A 10154-nucleotide genomic window follows, 5' to 3' on the forward strand; every position below is an offset into this window, starting at 1 on the left:
TCATCAAGCGTGGGCGGTACTCAGCCAGCGATTCAGCAAGCGCCTGGCAGAGAGCATGACCTCCGTTGCAGTAAGCCCGAGCGGCCCTTGTCCATGGGCCACCGCCGCATCGGCTGCCGCCCCATGCAAGTACGCGGCGAGCAGGGTGGATTCCAGCAAAGGCAAGCCCTGCGCCGCCAGCGCGACGATGATGCCGGTCAGGGTATCACCCATGCCAGCACTTCCCAGCCCGGGGTTACCACTGGCATTGATCCACCAGCGCCCATCCGGCGTTGCCACCACCGTGCCGCAGCCCTTGAGCAGCGCAATCGCCTGATAACGCAGCGCCAGTGCCCGGGCAGAAGCAATGCGGTCCGCCTGCAGGCTGGCCGTATCCGTCGCCAGCAAGGTCGCCGCTTCTCCGGGGTGCGGCGTGATCACCACCGAACCAGGTGCCCGCTCAGCCAGGCGATGCTGCAAATCAGCATCCGCTGCCAGCAGATTAAGCGCGTCGGCGTCCAGGACAAGCGGCGCCGGGTTAGCCAGCGCCTGCTGCAATGCCGCGTATGCCTGCGGCGAGCGGCCCATGCCTGGCCCCACCGCCAGAGCATGCACCGTGGGCAATTGGTCAGCATCGCGCAGCATCAACTCCGGATACTCCGCATCCAGCGCAGGCGCAGCCGGATTCAGCAGACCGGCATAAACACGCCCGGCGCCGAGCAGCAGAGCCGCACGGGCGGTCAGCAAGGCAGCGCCTGTCATGCTGGCCGCACCACCAATTACGCCTGCGCTGCCATTGCTGCCTTTGTGACTATTCAGGCGCCTACGGGCAGGCAAGGCGAAAGGTGCATCCAGCAAGGTACCATCGGCTTCCGGCAAAGGCGGCAAGCCGAGCAAATCCACATGCACTTTCCCGGCATGGTCAGGGCCATCCAGCGTATAGAGCCCGGGTTTGCGGCCAAGAAAGGTAATGGTATGGGTCGCACGCACCGCCGTCCCCAGTATGACGCCGGTGTCAGCGGCGAGGCCACTGGGGATATCAATCGCCAGCACAGGCAGGCTCAGGGCATTGATGCGTGCCACCAGGTCCGCCATCTCACCGGTCAGGGGCCGCAGCAAGCCTATGCCAAACAAGCCATCAATCGCCAGTTGCCAGGCTCCCGTTTCCGGCCAGGTGTTCAGCACCTCGCCCCCGCATTCCAGCCAGCCATCATAAGCATGCGCGGCATCCGGCGGCAGGCTGGTGCGCTGCCCGGCAAATACCACCGTCACCTCGTGCCACCAGGCCTTGAGGTAGCGCGCGGCGACAAACGCATCACCGCCATTATTGCCGGGGCCGGCGACCACCAGAATGCGGTTGTGTCCCTCCGCCAACAATGTGCGGGCCAGAGTCGCCACTGCGTGCCCTGCCCGCTCCATCAGCGGTTCTGACGCGTACTGTTGCTCAAGCTTGCGCAGGCTGGAGGTCAGATATAAGGCTTGCATGTCGATTCCTGAGTATTCATTTTCGCACTCGCATGTGCTGCCAGCTTATGCCGATGCCGCCTGGGAAGGCTCGGCCCATGCCCCATAGCCCTTGAACTGTTCAAAAACCTCCGCCATTTCGGCTTCCGTCAGCAACGCGGGCTCACCGACCTGCAAGGCGCGCCAGTATTGCTCGCACAGGGTTTCCACCTCATGGGCAATATCCAGCGCCTGCTTAAGCGTGGCACCCAAGGCTATCATGCCGTGATTCGCCAGCAGGCAGGCGCGCCTACCCTGCAGGGCTTGCAAAGCCGCATCCGACAGGGCTTGCGACCCGAACAGCGCATAGGGCGCACAGCGAATATCGCTACCACCGGCTACGGCAATCATGTAATGAAAAGGCGGAATATCGCGACGCAGGCAAGCCAGGCTGGTGGCAAACGTGGAGTGCACATGGATAACGGCGCCAACCTCAGGCCGCGCCTGATAAATATCCCGGTGAAAACGCCATTCGCTGGAAGGCTTGCACCCCGCCTTGTGTTTGCCAGCCATATCCATCAGCACCATGTCGTGCGGGGTCATGGCATCCACCTCCATGCCCGAGGGCGTGATGAAAAACCCTTTTTCGCTGCGCACGCTGGCATTGCCGGAGGTGCCACGGTTAAGCCCTAATTCCACGAGCTTGCGACTGGTATTCAACAGGTTTTCGCGCTGGCTGAGCATGATGATGTTCACTCCCGGAACGTGAACTGCGATCTTACACGGATTGCTGGAGCCTGCGTATCGGTGCGGCGCCCCACCCGCATACCATCAGTCTGAGGTATGAAAAAGCGCATGCAATGCAGCAGGGCTGGCAATGCCCCGCTCGGTGATAATCCCTGTCACCAGTCGCGCAGGTGTCACATCAAAGGCCGGGTTGGCGGCCGCACTCCCCGGCGGCGTGATACGCAGCCGCTGCACTACCCCATCCGCCGTCACACCCTGCATATAGTGCACCTCATCGGCATCGCGCTCTTCTATGGGAATCTCCCGCCGTCCATCCTGCATGCTCCAGTCTATGGTGGGCGATGGCACAGCCGCATAAAACGGCACCGCATTGTCATGGGCCGCCAGCGCCTTGAGATAGGTGCCGATCTTGTTACAGACATCGCCTGTTGCCGTCACCCTGTCGGCCCCCACGATCACGCAATCCACCTTGCCATGCTGCATCAGGTGCCCACCCGCGTTGTCACTGATGATGGTATGCGGCACGCCATGCTGTGCCAGTTCCCAGGCGGTCAATGCCGCCCCCTGGTTGCGCGGCCGGGTTTCGTCCACCCACACATGCACCGCCAGCCCAGCCTCGTGCGCGGCATAGATGGGTGCCAAAGCCGTGCCCCAATCCACCGTCGCCAGCCAGCCCGCATTGCAATGCGTGAGTATCTGCAAGGGCTGCGCCGCAGAGCCGCGACCACGCGCACTCGCCAACGCACGCAGCATCGCCAGACCATACTGGCCTATGGCCTGATTCAGCGCGACATCCTCATCGCAAATCACCGCGGCCTCGCACCAGGCAGCGGCCGCGCGCTCTTCCTCTGGCAAGGCCAAAAGCACGCGCTGCATGCGCTGCACCGCCCAACGGAGGTTCACCGCCGTCGGCCGACTCTGCAACAAAGCTTCACCGGTGCGTTCAACATCGCCATCCAGAGCGCTATCGGCAATACCCAAGGCCATGCCATACGCCGCAGCAGCACCGATCAAAGGCGCCCCGCGCACCTGCATGTGCTTGATGGCATGCACCATCTCATCCACGGTTTCGATGCGGGCGATATGCAAGCGGTGCGGCAGCTGGGTCTGGTCGATAATCTCCACCGCCCCGCCTTCCACCACCGGCCAAATAGTACGAAAAAAAGCTTGATTTATTTTCATTTGAAAGGGTGCCAAATACGAAATATTCCTATCCACAAAATCTGTGGATAATTATGTGGATAGCTGTGACTTAAAAATGTAACCATTGCATTTATAAGGACTTTTTTAAATCGCTTATTTTTTGAACTTATTTACAACTTATTGTTTTTAATAAATAAATTCGTATGTTATTGGATTTGTATCATTTTTTTACACGAGTTAATGTAACACTTTAGGTGGTGTGTATAAATGAATTCAAGAAACACTGTTTTACCCGCATGGCAAGCGGTTTTTACACCAATTTCATAAAGCCTTGCTGCCTAATGGGCTTTTTACATTTAGGGTGCCCTCGTCATCCACACCGCTTCCCGGTTTCAACATTTCGCACCCGCTGTAGTCTCATTGCCCTGACGCCAGGCAGCTGCACATCTGCTTAATTTTTATCGGGAAATTTTCCCGAATACTCATTCCTCAAGAACTTTTCAGCACATTGGTTGCTATCAACCAACTTGGTTGCATGTCTTCAGCCAATTTGGCTAAAACCAGCCAATCCGGCTTTACCCTTGCATACAACTTTTTACAATTAATCTTCATTTCAAGTTTTTAATTTAACTCGTTTTTTCCAAATTTTTGTTACAAACTTTTACATTTGGCACAGCTTTTGCCCCTCCATAACCATAGTGGAGGGATGTCAATGCAAAACCAGAAAACAAATAACCAATCAACAAAATTATTCGCAAAACCAAGCAAAACCCTTGCCCTGAGGGGCTATGCAGCTGCACTGGGCAAACAAGAACCATACCCATTTACCCGGAAAAATGTCGGGAAAATTTCCCGACTGGTTGGCGCCTATTGTCTCGCCTTATGCGCCCATGCCTATGCTGAAGATCCAGCGACCAGTGCAAGCAATGCATCCAGCGATGAAGTCAGCACCAAACGCCCTACCATCGCAGGCACATACAACGTATCCAAAGGCATTCTGCTGGCAGCCGGTAGTGATGAAAAAAACGGCATGCCAACAAGCAACCTGGAAACCCTGCCCGGCCAGGAGTCCGAACTAAAACTCCAAGAGATCAATATCCGCGCCAGGCGCGAGATGGATATCGGCCCCATGCCTGGTCTCAGCCTGACCAAGGAAGAGATTCCCGGCAACGTGCAAAGCATCACCGGCGAGCAGATCAAAAATGCCCGCTCCATCAGCCTGGCCGACCTTATGAACTCGCAGCTGCAGTCGGTAAACGTCAATGACTACCAGGGCAATCCATTCCAAATGGACGTGACCTACCGCGGCTTCACCGCCAGCCCACAAATCGGCACACCGCAAGGTTTATCGGTCTTTCTGGACGGCATACGCGTCAATGAGCCATTTGGCGATGTGGTGAACTGGGACATGATTCCCATGAACGCCCTGGCGGGCATGGATTTGTTCCCCGGCTCCAACCCGATTTTTGGTCTCAACACCCTGGGCGGCGCCCTGGCCATGCGGACCAAAAACGGTTTTGATGATGCAGGCGTCACCGCCGATGTGCTGACAGGCGCCTTTGGCCGCAAACAGTTCCTGCTCTCCGCCGGTGGCAGCAAAGGCGACGTGGCGGGCTTTGTCGCCTTGAATCTGTTTGATGAAAACGGCTGGCGCCAGGATTCCGCCTCCAAGGTCAACCAGATATTTGGCAAACTGAGCTACCGCAATGAACGTCTCAGCCTGGATGGCAGCGTGCTCTATGCCAGCAACAACCTGAACGGCAATGGCTTGATCCCCATGGAGATGTACCAGCAAAGTGCCTCCAGCGTTTTCACCTCGGCAGATAAAACGAAAAACGAACTGCTGCAATTCCAGATCGCCAGCGCGTTTCAGGTATCCGACACCTTCAGCATCACCGGCCAGATTTATAACCGCCGCAGTGACCGCAAGGCCATCACTGGCGATATTAATCGGGACTTTGAAGATTACGATGGCGTCGCCACCCGCAAAGCCGCAGCAGGCGAAAATCCAGTCTGTGCATTTTCAAGCACCAATCAATACGGCATACCAGACTACTACGTGGTGAGCGAAGCGTTTGGTGATGGCTCTGGCGCAGGAATTAGTGCTGTCGCGCTGGGGCTTGCCAATGGGGTATATACCAACATCGCCGGAGCCATCGCCGCTGGCGATATTAATCCATCCACATTGAATCAGACCCTACCAGCAGAACTCACCGAATGGTTAGCTGCAGCCAGATCAATTGAATCGAACATGTTTCATGGAGTCGGTGGCTACCAACCTGGGCAGCTCTACAGCAAAACATCAGGGTCCGGCACCGAGTACACATCAGATGCTGTGGATGGTTTGGGCAGTGCTGCACAAGTATATTTTCCAGAGACAACTACTGGCTCAACATGGGCTACTTTGGTGAATGGCGGGTACTCATACACAGACCCCAATGATGAGTTCGTCAGACATTTTCTTGTGTTCAAGGAACCGATCAACGGCACATGCGGCACTGACAGTGTCAACTCAGCTACAGCGCAAATGAAAGATGGCCAGATTCAGGTATTGGACAGCAATGGCAACACCATTCCTCGTAACGGTGCCAATGCATCCGTCACCGGCGGTCAGTCCAAAACCGGCTATGCCGATGGCACACCCACATCCGTTATTTCCAATACCGACATCAATCAATTGGTGAAAGGCGGCGCCATCCAGTTCAACTGGAACCTCGACAAACACAAATTCATGGTAGGCACCTCTCTGGACCATGCCAATAGCACCTATGCCAATAGCCAAATGCTGGGGCTGCTGGATGCCAATCGCAAGGCTTATCTGGACCCTGACAATATCGGATCCGAATTTACCGCGGCGCGCTATCCCATCAATAACAATGACTTCACAGGCTTGAGCGATACCAAAAGCGTGTATTTCTCGGAAACCTTTTCTCCGCAGAAAAACCTGCATTTCTCGTTCGCCGCCCGTTACAACTACACCAAGGTGACCACCGTGATGTCCACCCGCCGCGGCACCAGCTCCATCAGCCTGATGGACTATCAGGCCAACTACATGGATTACCTGCTCTGTACAGGCCTGGGACTGGATTCCTGCGATAGCTACCTGTTAACCAACCCACTGGAAGACACTCGTGTTCTCGGCTATGACGCCTTTACCAATGGCGCTGAGCGCGAGAGCTTTAGATATCACAAGCTCAACCCATCTACCGGCGTCACCTGGTCCCCTAACGATAACCTCAACCTGTATGCCAACTGGAGCCAGGGTACCCGTACCCCATCGGCCATTGAGCTGGGCTGCGCATTTGATAGTACGCTGGTAGATGTCGACTGGCGCGGCCTGGGTATTCCTGGCGGCCCACGTCCACGCAGCCTTGTAAACGGTACATCCTGCACACTGCCTACCACGCTATCAGGCGACCCTTACCTGCCCCAGGTGGTATCTCGCACATTTGAAGTAGGTGCCAGAGGCTCCATCCCAGGCCAGCTCAATCTCAAATGGAATGCCAGCGTTTACCGCAGCAATTTGTTTGATGACATTTATTTTGTCGGTTATACCGCCACACAAAGTTTCTTTGACACCATAGGCCGCACCCGGCGTCAGGGCCTGGAGCTTGGGTTGAGCGGCAGTTATGGCAAGGCTGACTTCAAGATTAACTATTCACTGACCGATGCTACCTTCCAGAGCCAGTTCCAGATGGCGAATCAGGACAACAGCTCGGTCAACCACATCGTTGGTTTGCCCAACTACGACATGCAGACGGTCAACCCCGGCAACCGCATGCCTGGCATACCGCTGCATAACCTCAATGCCAACTTTGGCTACCAGCTCACCAGTGACTGGCGGGTAAACCTGACCTTTATTGCTCATGGCGAATCCTTCGCGCGCGGCAATGAAAACAACGAACACACACCAACCACCATTACCTACACACGCACAGTTGATGGTCAGCAAGTCACCACGACCAAACGCTACACCCAGTCCGGCAAAACCCCGGGCTATGGCGTCTTAAATTTCAGCACCACCTACAACTTTGGCAAGGGCTGGAGCGGGACATTGCTGATCAATAACCTGCTGGATAAAGAGTACTACAGTGCATCGCGGCTTGGCATCAACCCCTTCTCGCCATCGATCAATGGCACGGTAGGCGCCAGTGGCTGGAACTACAACTCAAACGACTGGAACTCCACCAGCTTTGTGGCACCAGGCGCACCACGGGCAGCATGGGTCAGTATTCGCTATGACTTTGATGCGGACGGGAGATAACAGGGATAAGAAAAATGGCAGGCGGTGCACCATGGACTGCCTGCGCGACGAATTTGGCATCTATCAGACCAGTTGAGCTTTGCGGGTCACTTGGGACGATAGGGTCGAATTGGTGTTACAGGCAGCCATAAGTGCCTGTTCATTATACTCAAGGAAGATAATCATGAAACAGCTTGCAATCAAAGTAGCTATTGCTGGGGCCTTTGGTTTTGTTTCGGCTCAAGCCATGGCCACAGGCCTGGTATCGATTCCCGCCACTGGTTTTACAGTCTCGGGCAATGCCACGGCTTATCGCCTTTGCAACACCACAGGCAATTTTGGTTCGGACGATACTACTCTGCCAACCTCGACTGCCAACAACGATTGCGCGGTTTTCCCTGCCAGCGCAACGACATCCCCTGTGAGTGGTTATACTTTGGCGGCCTCACGCTCGGTTGCTCTTAACCTGAACGATGCTGCACACACCAACAATACCAATGTCCGTATTGGCACACTGCGCAACTATCTGTGGCGCAACACCACCACCAATATGTGCATTTTTGGTGCGCGTTTGTCTACCTTGACCGGGAATGACTACGATCTGAACACCGCAGGTGTACAAAGCTTTGAGGTGAATGACGTGGCTTACGGTGGCTTTGCGGCTTACAACAGCTCCTCCGCTGTCAATGCCGGTTACTTTGTTACCAATTCCAGCGGTGACTCTGTTGCCTTCCGTATCGGCCGCACCCATACCGCCGTACAGCACCGTGCAGACCCAACAAATGATGCATTGCCAGCCAGCGGTTATGTTGCTCAGCCACTGACAGCTTCAGCACCTGCGGCCAGCACGTCCATCAATGGTCTGACCAGCTATCCAAGCGGCACCCCAACTGCAGCCCAGCAAGCAGCTGCACTGAGCGCCAACTGGGTAACTTTCACTACCGATGCAAATGCAATTGATGATGACGGCACTTCCACCAGCGATGGTACGGCGTTGTACTACGTTGAGGCTTCTTGCCCCAGCAATACCTACACCACCACCCCACTGGCAGATGTCATCAAGTTCCGTCAGACCGGCCAAGAAACAGGTGACTTGATCGAGATCAAGGCATCTGGTTATGTGCCTGGTACCGGTGCTTCAGCAACAACGTACTAAGCAGTAATGCACGGCGGGGCCTGCCTGGCAGGCTCTTGCCGTACTTTCACGCAACGGAGAACATGATGAAAATTCGAGCACTGAAAATAGCAATGACTAGCGTATTTGCTCTGGCTTCGGCTTACACCATGGCCGCAGGATTTGTGCCTCTTCCAACTACAGGATTTAGCGTCACGGGAGGAACCTCCGCATATAGATACTGCAGTACGTGCGATGTTTCGCCTGCATCTGCCACCACTCCACCTATTAGTGGATATTCATTAGCTCTAGCTCGAACTTTTCAGATCAAACTGAACGATGCTACGCATACCAACAATACAGATGTCGTTATAGGCACCTTGCGCAATTATCTATGGCGCAATACCACTACCAATATGTGCATTTTTGGCGTTCGATTAACTGGATTGACAGGGAATGACTATGACCTCAATACCCCCGGAACCCAGATTTTTGAAATCAACGATATAGCTTATGGAGGATTCGCTGCGTATAACGGCACATCAGATGTCAATGTAGCCTACTACGTCACCAGTTCGAGCGGGGACTATGGCGCATTCCGTGCCGGACGCACCCATACTGCGGTGCAATATCGTTCAAGTGCTGGCTATGTTGACCTGCCACTTACGACATCCGCGCCTGCTGCGAGCACATCTATTAATGGATTGACCTCATACCCCTCCGGTACGCCCACAGCTGCGCAGCAAGCTGCTGCATTGAGCCCTAACTGGGTAACATTTACCACCCGCCAATATGACTTAATTAGTGAAGGAACGGCACAGTATTACATAGAAGCCTCCTGCCCCAGCGCAACCTACACAACTACACAGCTGGATGATGCCATCAAGATCCGGCAGACCCGCACAGGTGATTTGATAGAGATCAAGGTTCGAGGACTCGTTCCAGGCACCGGTTCTTCAGCTACCACTTACTAAGCAATTGTTTGCCAGAGCCTGCCTGGCAGGCTCTGGAGTTTCAGTATTTTAATTTACCCATATTCAGGAAACGTAATGACCTCCAGCCTATCTTCAGCCACTCCCAAATCCCGCGGCTTCACCCTGCTCGAACTCCTCGTCGTCATGGTCATCATCGGCCTCCTGGCGGGTTATGTCGGGCCGAAATACTTTGCGCAGATTGGCAAGTCGGAAGTGAAAACGGCCAAGGCGCAGATAGATGCGCTGGGCAAGGCGCTGGATCAATACCGGCTGGATACCGGGCATTACCCGACCACAGAGCAGGGGTTGGCAGCGCTGAATAGCGCGCCGTCGGATGAGCCGAAATGGCAAGGGCCGTATCTGCAGAAAACCGTGCCGAATGACCCCTGGGGCAAGCCTTACCAATACAAATATCCAGGCGAGCATGGGGAATTTGACCTGTGGTCGTTTGGCAAGGATGGCCAGGCTGGCGGCAATGATGAGTTTGCCGATGTGGTGAACTGGTAACGAC

General features: G+C 55.1%; 7 protein-coding genes. 4 read left to right on the top strand and 3 right to left on the bottom strand.

What is annotated here, in order from left to right; translation table 11 throughout:
- Positions 1-3 precede the first annotated feature (3 nt).
- From FNL37_RS09905 to mtnA, 3 genes are all read right to left on the bottom strand, one after another.
- A complete protein-coding gene (locus tag FNL37_RS09905) occupies positions 4-1464 on the bottom strand; it encodes an NAD(P)H-hydrate dehydratase (protein WP_159356007.1) in 1461 nt (486 codons plus the stop codon).
- 45 nt (positions 1465-1509) lie between these two features.
- A complete protein-coding gene (locus FNL37_RS09910; RefSeq protein WP_159356008.1) occupies positions 1510-2166 on the bottom strand; it encodes a class II aldolase/adducin family protein in 657 nt (218 codons plus the stop codon).
- Positions 2167-2253: 87 nt separating this feature from the next.
- Positions 2254-3351 (bottom strand): S-methyl-5-thioribose-1-phosphate isomerase, encoded by a 1098-nt coding sequence (gene mtnA, locus FNL37_RS09915; protein ID WP_159356009.1) that lies wholly within the window; start codon positions 3349-3351, stop codon positions 2254-2256.
- Between the two features lie 991 nt (positions 3352-4342).
- Between mtnA and FNL37_RS09920 the strand changes: the two genes are divergently transcribed.
- The 4 genes from FNL37_RS09920 to gspG all read left to right on the top strand — a co-directional run bounded on the left by FNL37_RS09920 (position 4343) and on the right by gspG (position 10150).
- Entirely contained in the window at positions 4343-7576 is a 3234-nt protein-coding gene (locus FNL37_RS09920; RefSeq protein WP_244948262.1) for a TonB-dependent receptor, read from the top strand.
- A gap of 163 nt (positions 7577-7739) precedes the next feature.
- Positions 7740-8711: a hypothetical protein gene (locus FNL37_RS09925; protein ID WP_159356011.1), complete on the top strand. Its 972-nt coding sequence runs from the start codon at positions 7740-7742 to the stop codon at positions 8709-8711.
- A 62-nt stretch (positions 8712-8773) separates the two neighbouring features.
- The gene (locus tag FNL37_RS09930; protein ID WP_159356012.1) at positions 8774-9643 is read left to right on the top strand and encodes a hypothetical protein; all 870 of its coding nucleotides are present in this window, start codon (positions 8774-8776) and stop codon (positions 9641-9643) included.
- Positions 9644-9718: 75 nt separating this feature from the next.
- A complete protein-coding gene (gene gspG / locus FNL37_RS09935) occupies positions 9719-10150 on the top strand; it encodes a type II secretion system major pseudopilin GspG (protein ID WP_159356013.1) in 432 nt (143 codons plus the stop codon).
- Positions 10151-10154: the final 4 nt, after the last annotated feature.

Origin of the sequence: Methylovorus glucosotrophus (assembly GCF_009858335.1) — a bacterium.
Taxonomy (GTDB): Bacteria; Pseudomonadota; Gammaproteobacteria; order Burkholderiales; family Methylophilaceae; genus Methylovorus; species Methylovorus glucosotrophus.

Excerpts from the sequence above, each read along its gene's own strand:
- FNL37_RS09905 (WP_159356007.1), bottom strand. The coding sequence starts at position 1,464 with ATGCAAGCCTTATATCTGACCTCCAGCCTGCGCAAGCTTGAGCAACAG.
- FNL37_RS09930 (WP_159356012.1), top strand. The coding sequence starts at position 8,774 with ATGATGAAAATTCGAGCACTGAAAATAGCAATGACTAGCGTATTTGCT.
- FNL37_RS09925 (WP_159356011.1), top strand. The coding sequence starts at position 7,740 with ATGAAACAGCTTGCAATCAAAGTAGCTATTGCTGGGGCCTTTGGTTTT.
- gspG (WP_159356013.1), top strand. The coding sequence starts at position 9,719 with ATGACCTCCAGCCTATCTTCAGCCACTCCCAAATCCCGCGGCTTCACC.
- FNL37_RS09920 (WP_244948262.1), top strand. The coding sequence starts at position 4,343 with ATGCCAACAAGCAACCTGGAAACCCTGCCCGGCCAGGAGTCCGAACTA.
- FNL37_RS09910 (WP_159356008.1), bottom strand. The coding sequence starts at position 2,166 with ATGCTCAGCCAGCGCGAAAACCTGTTGAATACCAGTCGCAAGCTCGTG.
- mtnA (WP_159356009.1), bottom strand. The coding sequence starts at position 3,351 with ATGAAAATAAATCAAGCTTTTTTTCGTACTATTTGGCCGGTGGTGGAA.